Here is a 16,499-nt window from a genome sequence, read left to right as displayed (position 1 = left end):
GTTCCGAGCCCTGCGTATCTCTCGCTACTCACACATCCTGACGCGCGATATCCGTAATCAAAATGCCGCTAACCGTGTCGCCCACGATTTGCTGTGCCACTTCGGTCAACGCATTCCTGAGAACGTCCAGGTTCTTGGCATTGGTGAATTCACCCCGAAAACCGCCTATGTTCGCGTGATCAAAAAGAACCTGCAGAAACGCATCGCGTAGCTTGGGTTCACGCAGATAGATGATTTCGCTCTGTCCGGCCGAAACTTCGATACTGAGCGACATAACAACCAGAGCTTCAACAAGCTGGTCGGCAACCACCGGCACCAGGAACTGATTGTTCAGTTTCACATATTCCTGAGTGTCCATGTCGCCATGGGCGTCTCCATCCTTATGCATCTCATCCGACATCGCCATGTCATAGCCCGTATCCCCACATGGGTTTTCCATGGCCATATCGATATCCTTTGGTTCAGGCTTGAGCGCCAGACCGGCGCCCACGCCCCCCCCGATACCAATAACTGCCAACAGTACAGGTAATATCTTCCCAATCATCCGAACCTCCTAGAACGGCAGAACCACATCAAGCACCTGCTGACCTATGCGCGGTTGCTGCACATCGGTAATCTGCCCGCGCCCACCGTAAGAAATCCGCGCTGCTGCGATCTTGTCATAGGTGATTTCATTCTGACGCGAGATATCTTCCGGGCGCACATAACCGCTTACCAGCAGCTCGCGCAGTTCGAAATTTACCCGCACCTCCTGCGTACCCTGGATCGAGAGGACGCCATTCGGCAGAACTTCCATGATGGTCGCAGCCACTCGCAGCGTCAGTTCTTCCTTGCGGCTGACCGATCCGTCACCGCCGGAGCGGCTTTTGGAATCAATCGAGACCGCGTTGTCCAGTGACGCACCATCAGGAAGCTTCTCATTGATCCTTTGGGGTATCCCATACAAATGCGGAACGCCGAGCGTTTCCGATCCACTCCGCGACCGCTCGGTTGAATTTGATATCTCGGCCTCTTCGTCGATTTCGATGACCACCGTCAAGATATCGCCACGTTGAACGGCCCGGCGGTCCCCTAGCAACGACTGCCGGCCACCGCTCCAAAGCGAGGCCCGATCAATCTGGCGCCCTGGCTCTGCGCTCAAGGGCAGGCCCGGGTTCAGCATCGCAACATGTTCGTTCGATTGCCGGGTTGGTGTGAAACTTGGCGGCTTACCGATATGATCAAAACGGCTGCACCCCGTAATGCCAAGGATCAGACAAAGCAAAAGACCCGTTTTTCGTTCAAACATGATACATCCTATTGTGAAACAAATATGCGCCCGTCAGGCATGACACGGCCTGACACTGTTGTGCGCGACGAAAGGTTCATCACCCGTACGAAGTCGCCCGCTCCGGCACGTGACATCGATCGCCCCTCGGTTGATATCCGAAGCCCGTTTACCTCGAATACCATCGGCACGATCTGATTGCGCTCGACAAGCGCGGGAGGGCCAACATTTCCAAGCGCAATCGGTCGACCCGCGTAGAGCGACACCCGCGCTTCCTGTCCGATGACCTCGGCCGGATCACTTGCCGCGCCCGCAGTATTCCCGGCCTCAACCACCACGTCGCGCGCCATGATGATACCGCCGGGCCGGATGGTCCGAACCGCTAGCACCGTGTCCGCAACCGCCTGACCGGCGAACAGAAGGCAGGTTATGATAAGACCGGGTTTAATCATCTTATCTGCGTCGTCGCGCCCAGCATCTGATCGGATGCAGTGATGACTTTCGCGTTCAGCTCATAACCTCGTTGCGCTTCAATCAACTCGGTAATCTCGCGCACCGGATCGACCGAACTATCCTCAAGGTAACCCTGTCGCAGAGTCCCCATTCCATCCTCTCCGGGCGCGGCCACGATCGCGGGTCCCGACGCTTCGGTCTCGGTAAACATGTTGCTGCCAATCGCCTCCAGTCCCTTGGGGTTTGTGAAGCTGGTAAGCGTGATCTCTCCGATGGATTGTGCAACAGCCGTATCGACGAAATAGGCAAAGACTTCACCCGCGGGATTGATCGAGATACTGCGCGCATCGTCCGGAATCACGATTTCGGGCGTCAGCGGGAAACCATCGGATGTCACTATCTGCCCCTCGGCGGAGCGTTTGAGAGCGCCATCGCGCGTATAGGCCGACAAACCCGACGGCAACGTCACTTCCAGATAGCCATTACCGTCGATCGCGAGATCTAGATCGCCGCTGGTCGCCGCAAGTGACCCCTGCTGAAGATTGATTGAGACCGCCGCCGGACGCACCCCCAACCCCAGTTGCACCCCGGTCGGTAACACCGTGCCATCGGCCGCGTTCACCGTGCCCGCTCGGGCAAACTGCTGGTAATGCAGGTCCGAAAACTCGGCCCGGCGTGCGTTGTAGCCGGTGGTCGACATGTTGGCGAGGTTGTTGGAAATAGTTTCGACCCGCATCTGCTGGGCGGCCATTCCGGTTGCTGCTATCTTCAGGGCGCGCATCGGCACCTCCTTGGGTTAACTCGTTAACGGGTGAATGTGTCTAGGGCCGAAAGCATGCGCTTGTTCTCGGCATCAAGAAAGCTTGCGCCCATTTCGTAAGCGCGCTGCACCTCGATCATGCGTGCAATCTGGCTGACGGGATCGACATTGGCGCCTTCCAGAAATCCTTGAAGAATGCGGCCACCTTCAACCGGTTCAAGCGCGCCCTCGGTGCGGAACATCACGCCATCCTCGCGGATCAGATCCATCGGGTCGGCTGGCTGCACCAGACCGATTTGCGACAGGGGTCGGCCACCTGCGCTGACGGTGCCATCAGGTGAGATTCCAAGATCGGTCGCGTCAGGCGGTACGAAAACCGGTGCGCCACCGGCATCCAGCACGCGGAAGCCGTCATTGGTTACGAGGTCGCCCGCGGCGGAAAGCGCAAAGTTCCCCGCCCGTGTCAATCGCTGGCCTGCCGGTGTTTCGATCAGGAAATACCCACGCCCTTCGACGGCGAGATCCAGGTTGCCACCGGTCTGGGTCAACGCCCCCTGGAGCGACGAGGTATGCCGTACGTGGGCGGAGGCCATGGATAAAGACGGACCATCGCCGGTACCGCGCACGAATTCGGCAAAGACCAGCCCTTCCTGCCGATAGCCGGTTGTGGCGCTGTTGGCGATGTTGTTGGCGACAACCTGCATTTCACGCATCAGGCCGGATTGCCGGGTCAGGGTTGTGTAACCGGTATTTGCCATGTCAGCCTCCTATTATCAGGGGGATCAGCCTGTCTTGAAAAAAGGCGACCAGCGTCTGGGTCATGAAAGCCATCGACAGCCAGAAGACGAGCACGATTGCTGCCAGTTTCGGTACGAATGTCAGGGTCAGTTCCTGAATGGATGTCAGCGCCTGAAAAAGGCCGACGGTGAGACCCGCCAGCAACGCGACCGACAGGATCGGCAACGAGATCAGCACAGCCACCCACAACCCCTGCCGCAGGGTGTCAAAAAAGATCACCTCATCCAGCATAGGATCAGACCGGCATCCGCAGAATTTCCTGGTAGGCCTCAACCACCTTGTCGCGCACGGTCACCGCTGTTTCGACGGCCAGTTCTGTCTGGGCCAGTGCCTGCACCAGCGCGTGAGGATCTGCTTCACCGGTCATCGCTGCTTTGGCAATGTTTTCGCTTTCTTGCAACGTGGTCGCAAAATCCCTGGCAAGGCTCTGAAAGGCGTCGCCCGCCCCGCCCTGGCTGGCATTCGGCTCAGTCGCGGGACGAGAGGCTGCATATTTCTGAACAGCGCTTAAGGCTTTGATATCCATTCTGGATCTCCTTTATCGACGTAACAGCTCCATCAGGCTGGCCGACATCTGCCGGGCCTGATCGAACATTTTGAGGTTCGCCTCGTAGCTGCGCTGCGCTTCGCGCGCGTCAGCGATTTCAATGACAAGGTTCACATTCGACCCGTCATAGTAGCCGGTTTCATCGGCCATAGGGTGGCTGGGGTCGTAGACCTTGGCCAATTCACTGCGGTCCAGATGGACACGGCTGGTTTCGACGCGACCAACACTGTCGCGGCTACCAAATTCAGTTTCAAAAGAAACGCTTTTGCGCCGATAGCCGGGTGTATCGGTATTGGCGATGTTTTCGGAAACGTGGCGCAACCGCTGGGCCTGAGCTTTCAAACCGCTCGCCGAAACCGAAAGGGCTTTCATGAAATCACTCATCTGGAACGCTCCTACCTGCGACCAAGTGCTGATCGCAGCACGCCGAGAGATGATTTGTAGACAGCCAGGGCGCGATCATGCTCGCGCTTCACGTCAACCGCCTTCATCATCTCGGTTTCAAGCGATACCGAGTTGCCATTAGGATCGGTCTCGACATCCCGCACCTCGGCGATACCCAGATCAAAGGGCAGAGCAGCAGCATGAAGATGTCCTGGCCGCGTCACACGCGGCACAAACCCCGAATCACCGCTTTCGATGATTTCCTTGAACGGCGTCACATCACGCGCCCGATAATCCGGCGTGTCGGCATTGGCCATATTCTGCGCCACAACAGACTGACGCGCGCCCGCATGGGTCGCCAGAGCATGCGCCATGCGAAAGATTTCCAGTTTTTCAAACATCGGGGCTTCTCCCTCGATTGGTTTCAACTAAGGCTTAACCGTGATTCCTTTAGAAATTGTTTTCAGAAACTTATTGGAGAGTTCGATGACCAAATCCGGGTTGGCCTGTCTACAGGCGGAAATATCTACACTAAGAGCAGAGCGGGTGATCGGACGGGTACGGGCTGTTCAGGGTAATACGTTGAAGATCGGCGGCTTGGACCACCAGGCCCGGCTTGGCGACCGAATCAGGGTGGTGCGCCGCGATGGTGGGCGGCTTTCGGGCGAGGTGCAGCAATTAGAAGAAGACGGCGTCCTGATGCTGCCGGACGAGACACCCACTGGGGTGTCGCTGGGTGATCGCGCGGCCCTGCTTGAGGCCAGTACCATCGCACCCGCAGACAGTTGGATCGGGCGTATTATTGACCCTTACGGACAGCCGCTGGACAGTCGACCACTGCTGCGCGGTCCCGAGGCACGTCCTCTGCGGGCTGCCCCGCCAGCAGCCGCGCAACGCAAACCACTGGGTGATCGTCTTGAGACAGGAATGGCGGCGTTCAACACACTTCTTCCCATCGTTCGCGGTCAGCGCCTAGGGCTTTTCGCCGGGTCCGGCGTCGGCAAATCAAACTTGCTGGCGCATCTGGGACAGCAGATGGAAGCAGATATCGTAGTTTTTGCCTTGATCGGCGAGCGGGGTCGCGAATTGCGCGATTTTGTTGAAAACGTCCTGGGGCCCGAGGGAATGCAGCGCTCCATTATCGTCGCGGCCACGTCAGACAAATCGCCGCTTGTCCGTCGACGCTGTGCCTGGACGGCGATGAGCGTCGCCGAACATTTCCGCGATCAGGGGGCTCATGTGTTGTTTCTGGCCGATTCGATCACGCGCTTTGCCGAGGCACATCGCGAAGTCGCGACCGCCGTGGGTGAAATGCCCGCCTTGCGCGGATTTCCCGCCTCTACCGCGCATATGATTACGTCGCTTTGCGAACGCGCGGGCCCGGGTGAAGACGGAAGCGGCGACATCACGTCGCTACTCAGCGTGCTGGTCGCCGGATCAGACATGGACGAACCGGTGGCTGATATCCTGCGCGGTGTCCTGGATGGGCATATCGTTCTCGACCGTCAGATCGCCGAACGCGGGCGCTATCCTGCAATCGATTTGTTACGCTCGGTTTCCCGTAGCCTGCCCGCGGCGGCCACTGACATTGAGAACCAGACGATCCTCAACGTCCGTCGCCTGTTGGGCGCTTATGCGCGATCTGAAACAATGATCAAAGCCGGCCTATATGCCGAGGGCACGGATACCGAACTGGACCAGGCAATTCGGGTCTGGGCCGATCTTGATAGTTTTCTGGCCGAAAAAGAAGCCGTGTCGGTGCAAAACAGCTTTGATCGGCTCTCACTCATTCTGCGCCGCTCCGGGCAAAGCAGGCCAGCCGTCGGATCAAAAGCAGACGGGCAACTTGGCCACTAGATCGATGCTTGTTGGTCATACCGCGCTCCAGCTCGTCGCAAAACTGCCCTGCAACACTGGATAAGCACGTAAACACAGCTACGGCTTGCTCCGCCTCTCTCAGGAGGTCGGAACGCTTTTACGTCGGCGATCTTCAGGTGCCGCGAAAAATGCTCGGCGCAGATTGCAAAAGTGTCAATGCAATGGCACCGCTCGACTGAACCTGAAACGACGCAATCTGATCGCGCAACAGGAAGCGGCGGATGAACTCTTCTCCGCGCTCTTCGGACGCCAGATCTGACAGGGTTTCGATACCCAGCTGACTGCTGGCCGCTGCTTTGAACGTGTCGAGTTGCCTGTCGATATCAAGCTGGCCAAAGCTTACTGGCAGTCCCAGAGCTACCTCGAAAACCTTACGCAGCGGGGGGTTGCCCATGATCCGGAACCACTGTGTATCAGGATCTTCTCCGCTCGTTACGATATCCTGTAACTCTCTCTGGGTGTTCATCGCCAGGCGCAGGCTTTCGTCCTGCTGACCCAAGGCCACTTCAAATTCCAGGCGGCGGAAGCGATCGGTGATTTCCCGGGCAAAACCTTCCAGACGCGTCCGCGGCAGACCAGGTTCGGCAAATCCGAACGCATCGGTCAACTTTGCATAACGCTCATCCGTCAGGCGGTTGGCAAGCGCGTCATCGTCGCGGGTGCCTTCTTCCAAAACGCGCTGGATAAGCGCCTGGCTATTCAGATCGTCGCTCAATCCAAAGGCACCCAGAGCGACACTCAGCAACCGACGATCGGACACCAACTGCTCGGCCATCCGGATATCGCCAATTTTCTGCTCAAAATAATCGGTGTCACGCACAATCGACGGCGATTTGTTGAAGGCTTCAGTCTGACGCTCTAGGGTATTGTTAAGCAACACCCAACCGGTCAGCCCGCCAACGGGCACTATGGGCTGGAAATTCATGACGGACGATGTGCCAATAATCTGTCTTCGCGCGGCAACAAGGCACGTAGCGCTTTGAGGCACTGATAATGCCGATCCTGCAACAAGGCGTCGGTCGCCTGGGTCAGGCTCGCCCGGCTGTCGGCATCTGTCAGGACCTGACTCAGTTCTTCGATACGACGCAAGAGTTGCAATCGGGTCTCTTCGGGGTCTGCATCTCCCGACAATACCAGTTGCGCGGCGTAGCAGACCCGTCGCACCGGTGTGTTGGCTTCTTCCGGGTGGATCGCGTCGCGCAGCCGCAGGATATTCGCATTCGGCGTCATGATCGCAAGACGCGACCGGCGATCACCGTTTTCAATAACAGCCCCGTTGATTAACACACGTTCCTTGGGGCTGAGTTTAAGAACAAGTCCCGTCATTATTTGACCCTCTTGTTACGCAAGCCGCGCATTATGGCTGTGTTGATCTCGACAAGTGCGTCGACCGTGGCCTGCTTGGTCAATACCTTGCTACTGTGTTGTTGTGTAAATTCCGAAAGATACAAGATACGCGCACGCAGCATCTCCGGCAGCGTGTTGGACTTATCGGCGACATCCATCGCCAAAATTGTCCAGAGCCTTCTGTTATCATGTAAAGCCCCTGCCAGATCCCTGAACCCATCTGCGCCACGGCTCGAGGCCGTTTTGAGGCGATGGGTGATTTCGGCAAAGGCATTATATTCCGTATCTCGGTCCGTGCGAATTAGCTGTGCGTCATTACGGTACGCATTCTGCGCCTTGGTAATCGCATTCATTTCATGTCCTTCCGGGAAGAGTATCAGCGATATTGGTTTTCGGGGGCGCGCTTAAGACGCCCCCGAAATTAGCCTTAACCCCGGAACAACTGCAGGATGGCCTGCGGCGCCTGGTTGGCGATCGACAGGGACTGCGTGGCCAGCTGTTGCTGAACCTGCAGCGCCTGAAGCCGCGCTGAGGCTTCTTCCATGTTGGCGTCAACCAATGCACCGATACCTGTGGTCAACGAGTCGGTGAGGTTTGAGATAAACTCAGACTGGATTTCAACCCGGCCTTCAACCGAACCGAAGGCGGCAGCGGCATCAATAGCGGTATCGATCAATGTCTCGATCGTGCCCAGAGATGTGGTTGCCGCAGCGCTTGTCGACACGTCAATGCTGGAAAGTGCAGCCAGACCGCCCGAGCCCGCATTGGTGAACTGAGCGCTGACACTAAGATCAACCGCACCGGCGTTGGTGAAAGCTAGTTCGCCAGTCGCGCTACCGTCATAGTCAACGGTCAAACCTGCGATGCCCAAGGCGTCGATTTTACCTTTCAGACCAACCGCAACGAGGTCCGCCGTGACATTACCGCCGCCTACATCACCAGCAGTGACTGTGTAGGATACTGTCTGACCGCCCACTGTTACGCTCACGCTGTCGCCAGCAACGAATGCAGCGCCAGCCGTATCGTCAATTACGATGGTACTTGTGCCACCAGCTGCATCCAAGGTCTGTGCAAGAGTATCACCCGCAGCGGATGCGCCTGTTGAACTACCAAAAACGTCATTCGCGACATACCCACCAGTGGACATATCCTGACCATTCACCGTGATCGACGATGCTGTCACAGCTCCCGTGTTGTCGCGATCAAGCGACGCCAGGATCGTGGCGGTTGGCGTGGTGCCGTCAACAAGATTCAAACCATTGAACTGAGCCGCGGAAACCACCGAGGCAATTTGATCCCGAAGAGCGGTTACATCATCATTGATCTTGGTGCGATCAACGTTGTCTTCCTGTGCGGCAACGATCTTGCCTTTAATGTCGGTCAACAGGTCTGTGATCGTTTCGGTTGCCTGACGTCCCACTGCAATTGTCGATTGACCCAGCGACAAGCTGTCCGAAATGGCCTTGAAACCTTTGACATCGGATTCCATCACCTTGGAGATCGACCAGATCGCCGAGTTGTCTTTGGCTGATGCGATATCCTTACCGGTGGAAATCATGCCCTGAGTATGGGCCAGGTTCTTGTTGACCATTTTCAGGGTTTGCAGTGCGACCATGGCACTGGAGTTTGTCAGAATACTGGACATAGTATTTCCTTTAGCGTTTGGCGCTTTTGCGCCAGTTTCATGTCCCGCTTCCTTTTGGGAAGCGGATGAGGTGTCTTCTGACATCTGCAGTTGAGCGTGATGGCCCCGCCGCGCCACCCGTATCCGGATGCGCGGCCACCATGGCCTCTCATGTACTAATGGAGTACTAAACCTCACCAGCTATCTAACTGGCATTTGAGACAAATCCGGTCAGGCGCGCTTTTCTACGCGGTGTTCGACTTCACCCTGAATTATGTGTTTGCGGCCGCTTTCATCGTAGGTTTCAAGCGATCTGCGAATCCGACGAAAAGCTGCCATACGCGCCGCCACCTTCCGTATCCCCTGCAGGGCGCTATCCAGAAGCGCCTGATTTCGCTCTACTTTAACCTGGAGATTCTGCAGGTTGTTCTGCTGTTCCGGCGCCTGTGCGTTCAGGGCGTCAATCAGGCTTTCCTTTTCACCCAGTAAGATCGGGATCTCTTCCAGATTTCCCTTAAGCAAGGCTGCGCGCTCAAGCTCCAAAAGCTCGTCCAGACGGTTGATAATGTCTTGCGCCGTTTCAGTTGTCATCGATCTTCTCCATCATGGATTTGTAGAATGCCTCAGCCAGCCCGATACCGCCCCTCTTGACCATCTGCTCTGCCATCGCCGTCCGTTGGAAAGAGGCGAACTGATCTTCACCGGCGCTGCCGCTGAACGAATTTTCCTGTGCGCCAAAACCCGCTGATTTCAACATCTCGGCCAGAAAACTCGCTTCCAGCTTTTCCGCGGCCTGACGCGCGGACATTTCCTTGACCACCGTCGCATTTGGCGACCGAAGCGCGGCAACTGGTAAATAATCTGTCACGGGATTACCTCGAATTGAATGAACTCAGATGCATAGAAACCCAATACGGTAAAGAAGCGGTAACCGAGTTCTGCAATGCTCCGCCCAACGTGGAAGAAATCCCGGAGCTTTGATAGATGCAGTCCCAGATCAGCCAGGTCGCACCCGGCCACCGATCCCCCCCGATATTCGCCGGTACAGGCAAAGAACGTAATGAGCGTGGCCCCGATGCGTCACGCGACACCGAGGATTTCCAGTCGATTCTGGAAGAGCCTTCGGCGCACACATCCGAGTCCGGTACCAGTCCGGACAAGGCCACAGATGACGGCGCGATATCTGCCTCGCCAGACAGGCCAGAGGTGGACGTGGTGGAAAAAGAGAAGACCGAAGGCTATGAGTTGTTATCAGACGCATCCGGCGATGCTGACGAGGTCGCGCCACCGGACACGATTACCCGTGCGAAGGGTGAGGAGAACGTCGCCACTCCCGAAAGTGAGACACGCGACACGCCTGCACCGCAAGACCAGTCCGCAGGTCATGTGCCGCCCTGGTTTGCGGTGCCTCAGAATCCAGACGATGGGCCGCGCCGAATGCAACCCGATCGGAAAGTTGCGGCCGAGGTCATCGGCAGCGCGCCACCGACCCAAAGCACGATCCTGCGAGAGCAGGCGAGTAACGATGCACGCCAGGCCCCATTAACTGCGTCACTCGCGAGCGACGCTAACGTGCCAACCACCCGAACCGACAGGCAGGTACCGAACACACCTGCAGGTACGAATAACACACCGGATCAGCCCCGTGAAACGCCCGGGGTACGGGTTAAGTCGGCTGTGACCGATGCCGCCCATGAGGGCAACGCCAAGCTTGTTGCGCTGGCCAATACGCCCGGGCAAAGCGACAAGACAAACCCCGAGAGGGCGCACCTTACCGAGCGTCAGAGCACCCCGGACCAGATAGCCCGGAACAGTCCGGCCACGCGCCATAGTCAGCCCGCAGCACCTGTGCATGCAACAGCGATGCCGCTGACTGCGCCGCCGGCCCTGAATGCATCTGATCTGCAGGGCAAGATGATTGACACCGGCAAAGTTCATTGGATATCGGAGGCCGGATTTGCAGCTGACACGTCCGCAGCGGAAATGCCTGCCACCTCGCGATTGCAACAGGCAACGTTACTTCAACAACCCGATTTACCGCGCAATATCGCCATCCAACTGGCTCAGGCAATGCGTCAGGCCGGTATGGACCGCCCAATGGAATTAACACTCAATCCGGCTGAACTTGGCCGCGTTCGGATTTCCATGCAGGCCGTTGACGGGGCGATGACCGTGCATGTTCTGGCAGATCGCCCGGACACGCTGGATCTGATGCGTCGCCACATCGACATTCTGGCACAGGAATTCCACGAGATCGGTTATGGCCAGGCCGATTTCGCCTTCGGCCAGAGCGCGCCGGATGGGGACGGCCCAACCGATAGCGATTCGGAACCCGGCACCCAGGCGACGCCGACCGCGGGTGGCACCGTAACCGAAGACGCACCGGCCGACATAGGGCCCCATCTGACCCTGCTCTCCGATCGTGTCGACATCAGACTCTAGAAAGGTACCCTCATGGAAATTTCTCAGACAGCATCCGCTGCCGCCCAGACCAGCCAGAACGCAAATGCCACGCAACCACAGCGCACCGCCCTGAGCTCGGATTTTGAAACCTTCATCAAGATGCTAACCACCCAGATGCAAAATCAGGATCCGCTCAATCCCATCGAATCGGCGGATTTCGCGGTTCAACTGGCGACGTTTTCGACGGTCGAGCAGCAGGTGAAAACCAACGATCTTCTGACCTCCCTGGCAGATCGCATTGCCGGACAGGGCGTGGCGCAGTTATCGGGTTGGGTGGGCATGACCGCCCGCGCTGAGATGCCCGTTGCCTTCAACGGCACGCCGGTCTCGCTGACGGTCAAATCCGCCCCGCTGGCCGACAGCGCTGAACTGGTCGTTCGCGACAGCGCTGGTGACGTAGTCCTGCGGCAACCGGCACCTGCCACCAGCGGAGCGCTTGACTGGGCCGGTGTCGACGATACCGGCGCCCCCCTGCCGCTCGGAACCTATTCGATCACGCTGGAATCTTTCAAGGGCGGCGAACTGCTTGAGGCCAATGCCGTCGAAGTGCACGAGCGCATCGTCGAAGCCCGCACCGAGAACGGACAGACATTCCTGGTGATGGCAGGCGGGCAGGAGATCCCGGCGGACGATGTGTTGGGGCTGCGTGAAACCGGAAGCTAGGGTGACGGCGGGGAATTCGCAGACGGTATTCAGCTTGGAAGCCGCAGAATCAACCCGTTAGAGCGCTGTTCTTGAGTGGCGAATTGGGGCCAGTACTCTGAAGATCTGGCAGGCGCACAGCACCTGCTTGCCTCCCCCACCCCCTTGGCGTAGCGTCCCGCGATCCTGCGCCAAACCAATCGGGGCCGACACGTGCAGACCACCGCACTCCGCACCTATAGCGACACACTTTCCCCCTATCTCAGGGACAGGGGGCTGCTCGGACATGGCGCGGGCTGGACCGCCCTCAGCGGCGGCCGCACCAACTGGCTTTGGCGTATCACGCAGCAGCGCAGCGATATCGTGGTCAAGCTGTTCGCGGGCAACACAAAAAACCCGCTTTTCCCGAATGATCCGGCTAGCGAAATGCTGGCCCTGCAACATCTAGGCGCGCAGAATATCGCGCCCCGGCTTCTGGATCATTTTCCCACTTCTGCCGGGTACTGTATTGTCTATTCGCATCTGCCGGGCAATCCTTGGCATACGGACGTAGCTGAAGCCGCCCATATGCTGTATCGGCTCCATCAAATCACCCCACCTGCCGGTCTCCGGCACGCCGCCGACGGCTCGGCGGAGCTGAGAAAACACAGCCTGAGCATCCTGGACGCCTGCCCGTCGCAACGCGCTGACAGGATACGCGCCCTTGAACCCGCAGGCGATGTGATGGCCAGCGGGCAGGCTTGTTTTTTGCATGGCGATCCCGTTCCGGCCAATATCGTGGTCACCCCGGGCACGATGCGCCTGATCGACTGGCAATGTCCGGCAACCGGGGACCCTTGCGAGGACCTGTCGGTATTTCTGTCACCGGCAATGCAACTTAGCTATCGCGGCGCTGTGCTCGGCGATGATGAGATCTCGGCTTTTCTGGCCGCTTACCCTGACGAGGCTACCATCGCACGCTACGGCCAACTCGCGCGATGGTATCACTGGCGCATGGCCGCATATTGCTTGTGGAAAGAAAGTAGGGGCGAGCCAAACGCCGCCGCCGCGGGTGCGGCGGAATTGGCAGCCTTGGGCGCGGCTGTCGCTGCATAACACCGGGTATCAGCTCAACAACAATGCCGCCGCCATTGCCCCGGCACCGGCGGTCATGCCCATAACAGCCCAGAACAGATAGGCCGGCCACCGCCGTTTCACTGGAGGTGCGGGCGGGCTGGATTGCCGAATTAGGGCGTTCTCGACCATTACCGGTAGCCGCGATCCATAGCGCGACAGCACCGCCAGCGTGCGGCCCAGATCGCGCAGCGCCGATGCCGGGCCGAGGTTTTGCTTGATGTAGCTTTCGACGACCGGTTTGGCGACCTTCCAGATGTTGATATCCGAATTGAGGCTACGCGCGACCCCTTCAACCACCACCATCGTGCGCTGCAACAGGATCAACTCGGTCCGGGTTTCCATACCGAACCGCTCGGTCACCTCAAAAAGGTAGCTCAGCAGGCTGCCCATCGAAATCCGGCTCGCGTCCATACCGAAAATCGGCTCACCCACAGCCCTGAGCGCCCTTGCAAATTCATCCACATCACGGTCCGCAGGCACGTAACCGGCCTCGAAATGCACCTCGGCCACGCGGCGATAGTCCCGCTTGATGAACCCATAGAGGATTTCAGCATAGACCCGGCGCGTGTATTCGTCGATATGCCCCATGATCCCGAAATCATAGGCGATGATGTTGCCACTGGCGGCGACCTTCAGGTTGCCCTGATGCATATCAGCATGGAAATACCCGTCGCGCAGCGCGTGGCTGAGGAAAAGCTGCAGTACCCGTTCACTCAGCGCCACCCGATCATGTCCTGCCGCATCCAGAGCCGCATTGTCGCCCAGCGGCACGCCATCGGCCCAGCCCATCGTCATCACGCGGCGGCTGGACAGGTGCCACTGAACGGTGGGCAGTTCGAACCCGGCATCACCGTCGGTATTGGCGGCAAATTCTGAGGCTGAAGAGGATTCCAGCCGCAGATCTAATTCGCCCATCACCACGCCTTCGAAATGCGCGATCACTTCCGTGGGCCTTAGCCGCCGAGATGCGGGCGACAGAAGTTCGACCATCTTTGCGGCAAAATAGAACGCATCTATATCCTTGCGAAATGCCCGCTCGATCCCCGGTCGCAGCACCTTCACCGCAACCTCATCGCCGCCGCCGCGCAGCGTCGCCCGGTGCACCTGCGCAATCGACGCCGCTGCAACCGGTTCACTGAAATCCGCAAAGAGTTCCTCAACCGGTTGCCCCAGTTCGGATTCGACACTTTTCTTAGCCAGATCGATGGCAAAAGGCGGCAGTTTATCCTGCAACACCCGCAATTGCGTCGCCAGTTCCTCGCCCACCAGATCGGGCCGGGTGCTCAGGATCTGGCCGAACTTGATATAGGCGGGCCCCAAGGCCGTTAGTGCCCGTGTCGCAGGCGGCATGGATTTGTCACCACGATACCCCAGCCACTGAAACGGCCAGGCCAGAAACCGCATCGTGCCGCGCACCAGCGGGGGCGCATCCATCGCATCCATCACCACGGCCATCGCACCCGTGCGCTCCAGCGTGGCGCCGGTACGCACCAGCCGCAGAATATTGTGCGGACCTCTCATTCAGATTTTCCAGCCCGAATGCAGGCAGGCGATGCCCATGCTCAGGTTGCGGTATTTGGCATTCTCAAAACCCGCATCGCGGATCATCCTCAGGAAAACCTCCTGATTGGGGAATTGCCGAATGGATTCAACCAGATACTGATAGCTATCGCGGTCCCCGGCAATCGCCTGCCCCATACGCGGGATGATGTTGAACGAATAAAGGTCATAGGCTTTCTGCATCAGATCATTGGGGATCTGACTGAATTCCAGCACCATCAGCCGCCCGCCGGGGCGCAGAATCCGAAACGCCTCGGCCAGCGCATCGGCGGGCCGGGTCACGTTGCGGATGCCAAAACTGATCGTATAGACATCAAAGCTGTTATCCTCGAACGGCAGCGCCATCGCATCGCCTACCACCCAGTCAAGGCTTGCGCCCAACTGTTCTGCCTCAGCGCGTTTGCGCCCCTCGACCAGCATCGGTTCGGTCAAATCCAACACCGTGGCGTGGCCGCTGCCCGCGCGTTTCAAAAATCGAAAGGAAATGTCACCCGTCCCCCCCGCAACATCCAGCAGGCGTTGACCAGGACGCGGCGCCAGCCAATCCATCATCGCATCTTTCCAGATCCGGTGGATGCCAAGGCTCATCGCGTCGTTCATCACGTCATATTTCGACGCGACCGAGCCGAAAACGCCCTGCACCCGACCCGCCTTTTCGGCCTCGGGCACGGTTTCAAATCCGAAATGCGTGGTTTTCTCGCTCATGGGTCTTGCTGTTCCTTCTTCCCGCCCTTCTTATAAGGCGTGGACGCGCGGGACAATGCGCCGTTTTCACACAAAGGAAAGGCCTAAATGCCTGAATTACCAGAGGTTGAGACGGTTCGCCGCGGATTGGCCCCAGCGATGGAGGGCGCAAAGATTGCCCGCGCCGATGTCAACCGCCCCGATCTGCGCTGGCCATTTCCACCGCGTATGGCCGAGCGGCTGGCAGGCCAGCCGGTTTTGCGACTGCGTCGGCGATCGAAATACATCCTCGCTGACCTGGGCAGCGATGAAACCCTGTTGATCCATCTGGGCATGTCGGGACGGATGCTGATTTCGGGCGATCCTTTAGGGCAGTTCCTGCACGATCACCCAATGCCGGAAAAACACGATCACGTGGTGTTCCACATGGACAACGGCGCCCGCATCACGTTCAACGACCCGCGCCGCTTTGGCGCGATGGACCTGATGGCAACCGGCGCGGCAGACCAGCATCCGCTGCTCACCAAACTTGGCCCTGAGCCCTTGGGTAATCAATTCAACGAGGACTATCTGAAATCCGCGCTGAAAGGCAAAAACACCCCCATAAAATCCGCCCTGCTGGATCAGCGAATCGTTGCGGGCCTGGGCAATATTTATGTCTGCGAGGCGCTTTACCGCGCGCGTATCTCGCCCAAACGCCGCGCCGGGCAAATCTCCGCTGGCCGCGTGGCCTCTCTTGTCCCGATCATTCGCGCCGTGGTTGCAGAGGCGATCAAAGCGGGTGGATCATCCTTACGCGATTTCCGCCAAACCGATGGCGAATTGGGTTATTTTCAACATCGTTTCGATGTCTACGACCGCGAGGAACAACCCTGCCGCACCCCTGGCTGCACCCGCCAAATTGCCCGCGTCGCCCAATCTGGCCGGTCGTCCTTCTATTGCCCTTCATGTCAAAGATAGGTTGAACCCAGCGGTG

22 protein-coding genes are annotated in these 16,499 nt (G+C 58.4%); 5 read left to right on the top strand and 17 right to left on the bottom strand.

Going from position 1 to position 16,499, the window contains the following annotated elements; genetic code table 11:
* Nucleotides 1-28: 28 nt before the first annotated feature.
* The 9 genes from LC334_RS08160 to LC334_RS08120 are packed head-to-tail and all read right to left on the bottom strand — an operon-like array spanning nucleotide 29 to nucleotide 4,610.
* Nucleotides 29-544 (bottom strand): flagellar basal body-associated FliL family protein, encoded by a 516-nt coding sequence (locus LC334_RS08160; protein ID WP_085799834.1) that lies wholly within the window; start codon nucleotides 542-544, stop codon nucleotides 29-31.
* 9 nt (nucleotides 545-553) lie between these two features.
* Nucleotides 554-1,288 (bottom strand): flagellar basal body L-ring protein FlgH, encoded by a 735-nt coding sequence (flgH, locus tag LC334_RS08155; RefSeq protein WP_085799835.1) that lies wholly within the window; start codon nucleotides 1,286-1,288, stop codon nucleotides 554-556.
* An 8-nt stretch (nucleotides 1,289-1,296) separates the two neighbouring features.
* Entirely contained in the window at nucleotides 1,297-1,719 is a 423-nt protein-coding gene (gene flgA, locus LC334_RS08150) for a flagellar basal body P-ring formation chaperone FlgA (RefSeq protein WP_139836347.1), read from the bottom strand.
* Nucleotides 1,716-2,501, bottom strand: a complete 786-nt coding sequence (flgG, locus tag LC334_RS08145) for a flagellar basal-body rod protein FlgG (RefSeq protein WP_085799836.1) — start codon at nucleotides 2,499-2,501, stop codon at nucleotides 1,716-1,718. The genes flgA and flgG overlap by 4 nt, the downstream gene beginning before the upstream one ends.
* 23 nt (nucleotides 2,502-2,524) lie before the next feature.
* Nucleotides 2,525-3,238, bottom strand: a complete 714-nt coding sequence (locus LC334_RS08140; RefSeq protein ID WP_085799837.1) for a flagellar hook-basal body complex protein — start codon at nucleotides 3,236-3,238, stop codon at nucleotides 2,525-2,527.
* A gap of 1 nt (nucleotide 3,239) precedes the next feature.
* A complete protein-coding gene (locus LC334_RS08135; protein WP_085799838.1) occupies nucleotides 3,240-3,509 on the bottom strand; it encodes a flagellar biosynthetic protein FliQ in 270 nt (89 codons plus the stop codon).
* 4 nt (nucleotides 3,510-3,513) lie between these two features.
* On the bottom strand, nucleotides 3,514-3,804 hold the full coding sequence (fliE, locus tag LC334_RS08130; protein ID WP_085799839.1) for a flagellar hook-basal body complex protein FliE: 291 nt from the start codon (nucleotides 3,802-3,804) through the stop codon (nucleotides 3,514-3,516).
* Between the two features lie 12 nt (nucleotides 3,805-3,816).
* Nucleotides 3,817-4,209 (bottom strand): flagellar basal body rod protein FlgC, encoded by a 393-nt coding sequence (gene flgC / locus LC334_RS08125; RefSeq protein WP_085799840.1) that lies wholly within the window; start codon nucleotides 4,207-4,209, stop codon nucleotides 3,817-3,819.
* An 11-nt stretch (nucleotides 4,210-4,220) separates the two neighbouring features.
* On the bottom strand, nucleotides 4,221-4,610 hold the full coding sequence (locus LC334_RS08120) for a FlgB family protein (RefSeq protein ID WP_085799841.1): 390 nt from the start codon (nucleotides 4,608-4,610) through the stop codon (nucleotides 4,221-4,223).
* Between the two features lie 85 nt (nucleotides 4,611-4,695).
* On the opposite strand from LC334_RS08120, the gene LC334_RS08115 reads away from it, so the two are divergent.
* The gene (locus LC334_RS08115) at nucleotides 4,696-6,066 is read left to right on the top strand and encodes a FliI/YscN family ATPase (RefSeq protein ID WP_085799842.1); all 1,371 of its coding nucleotides are present in this window, start codon (nucleotides 4,696-4,698) and stop codon (nucleotides 6,064-6,066) included.
* A gap of 133 nt (nucleotides 6,067-6,199) precedes the next feature.
* Here the strand turns inward: LC334_RS08115 and LC334_RS08110 are convergent, their stop codons facing one another.
* The 6 genes from LC334_RS08110 to LC334_RS08085 form a co-directional block, all read right to left on the bottom strand.
* Complete coding sequence (locus tag LC334_RS08110) at nucleotides 6,200-7,012, bottom strand: DUF1217 domain-containing protein (protein ID WP_085799843.1); 813 nt, start codon at nucleotides 7,010-7,012, stop codon at nucleotides 6,200-6,202.
* Nucleotides 7,009-7,413, bottom strand: a complete 405-nt coding sequence (gene flbT / locus LC334_RS08105; protein WP_085799844.1) for a flagellar biosynthesis repressor FlbT — start codon at nucleotides 7,411-7,413, stop codon at nucleotides 7,009-7,011. Before flbT ends, LC334_RS08110 begins: the two co-directional genes overlap by 4 nt.
* Nucleotides 7,413-7,787, bottom strand: coding sequence for a flagellar biosynthesis regulator FlaF (flaF, locus tag LC334_RS08100; RefSeq protein ID WP_085799845.1), 375 nt, complete (start codon nucleotides 7,785-7,787; stop codon nucleotides 7,413-7,415). Before flaF ends, flbT begins: the two co-directional genes overlap by 1 nt.
* 74 nt (nucleotides 7,788-7,861) lie before the next feature.
* The gene (locus LC334_RS08095; RefSeq protein ID WP_085799846.1) at nucleotides 7,862-9,079 is read right to left on the bottom strand and encodes a flagellin; all 1,218 of its coding nucleotides are present in this window, start codon (nucleotides 9,077-9,079) and stop codon (nucleotides 7,862-7,864) included.
* Between the two features lie 210 nt (nucleotides 9,080-9,289).
* Nucleotides 9,290-9,649 carry a hypothetical protein gene (locus tag LC334_RS08090; protein ID WP_085799847.1) on the bottom strand — a complete coding sequence of 120 codons (360 nt, stop codon included), beginning with the start codon at nucleotides 9,647-9,649 and terminating at the stop codon, nucleotides 9,290-9,292.
* On the bottom strand, nucleotides 9,639-9,926 hold the full coding sequence (locus LC334_RS08085) for a rod-binding protein (protein WP_223412916.1): 288 nt from the start codon (nucleotides 9,924-9,926) through the stop codon (nucleotides 9,639-9,641). The genes LC334_RS08090 and LC334_RS08085 overlap by 11 nt, the downstream gene beginning before the upstream one ends.
* A 116-nt stretch (nucleotides 9,927-10,042) precedes the next feature.
* On the opposite strand from LC334_RS08085, the gene LC334_RS08080 reads away from it, so the two are divergent.
* From LC334_RS08080 to LC334_RS08070, 3 genes are all read left to right on the top strand, one after another.
* Entirely contained in the window at nucleotides 10,043-11,500 is a 1,458-nt protein-coding gene (locus tag LC334_RS08080; protein ID WP_085799848.1) for a flagellar hook-length control protein FliK, read from the top strand.
* 12 nt (nucleotides 11,501-11,512) lie between these two features.
* Nucleotides 11,513-12,184: a flagellar hook capping FlgD N-terminal domain-containing protein gene (locus LC334_RS08075; protein ID WP_085799849.1), complete on the top strand. Its 672-nt coding sequence runs from the start codon at nucleotides 11,513-11,515 to the stop codon at nucleotides 12,182-12,184.
* A gap of 192 nt (nucleotides 12,185-12,376) precedes the next feature.
* The gene (locus LC334_RS08070) at nucleotides 12,377-13,258 is read left to right on the top strand and encodes a phosphotransferase family protein (RefSeq protein WP_176237661.1); all 882 of its coding nucleotides are present in this window, start codon (nucleotides 12,377-12,379) and stop codon (nucleotides 13,256-13,258) included.
* 9 nt (nucleotides 13,259-13,267) lie between these two features.
* Here the strand turns inward: LC334_RS08070 and ubiB are convergent, their stop codons facing one another.
* Together ubiB and ubiE are read right to left on the bottom strand one after the other, a co-directional pair.
* Entirely contained in the window at nucleotides 13,268-14,800 is a 1,533-nt protein-coding gene (gene ubiB, locus LC334_RS08065; RefSeq protein WP_085799851.1) for a 2-polyprenylphenol 6-hydroxylase, read from the bottom strand.
* Complete coding sequence (gene ubiE / locus LC334_RS08060; protein WP_085799852.1) at nucleotides 14,801-15,544, bottom strand: bifunctional demethylmenaquinone methyltransferase/2-methoxy-6-polyprenyl-1,4-benzoquinol methylase UbiE; 744 nt, start codon at nucleotides 15,542-15,544, stop codon at nucleotides 14,801-14,803. It lies immediately after the preceding gene.
* An 87-nt stretch (nucleotides 15,545-15,631) separates the two neighbouring features.
* Here ubiE and mutM point away from each other — a divergent pair, with 87 nt between their 5' ends.
* Nucleotides 15,632-16,483, top strand: a complete 852-nt coding sequence (gene mutM / locus LC334_RS08055; protein WP_085799853.1) for a bifunctional DNA-formamidopyrimidine glycosylase/DNA-(apurinic or apyrimidinic site) lyase — start codon at nucleotides 15,632-15,634, stop codon at nucleotides 16,481-16,483.
* Nucleotides 16,484-16,499 lie beyond the last annotated feature (16 nt).

It is taken from the genome of Roseovarius aestuarii (assembly GCF_019966515.1).
Lineage (GTDB): Bacteria > Pseudomonadota > Alphaproteobacteria > Rhodobacterales > Rhodobacteraceae > Roseovarius > Roseovarius aestuarii.
Note: the sequence above shows the minus strand (reverse complement) of the source record. Positions and strands in the feature narration are given on the sequence as shown.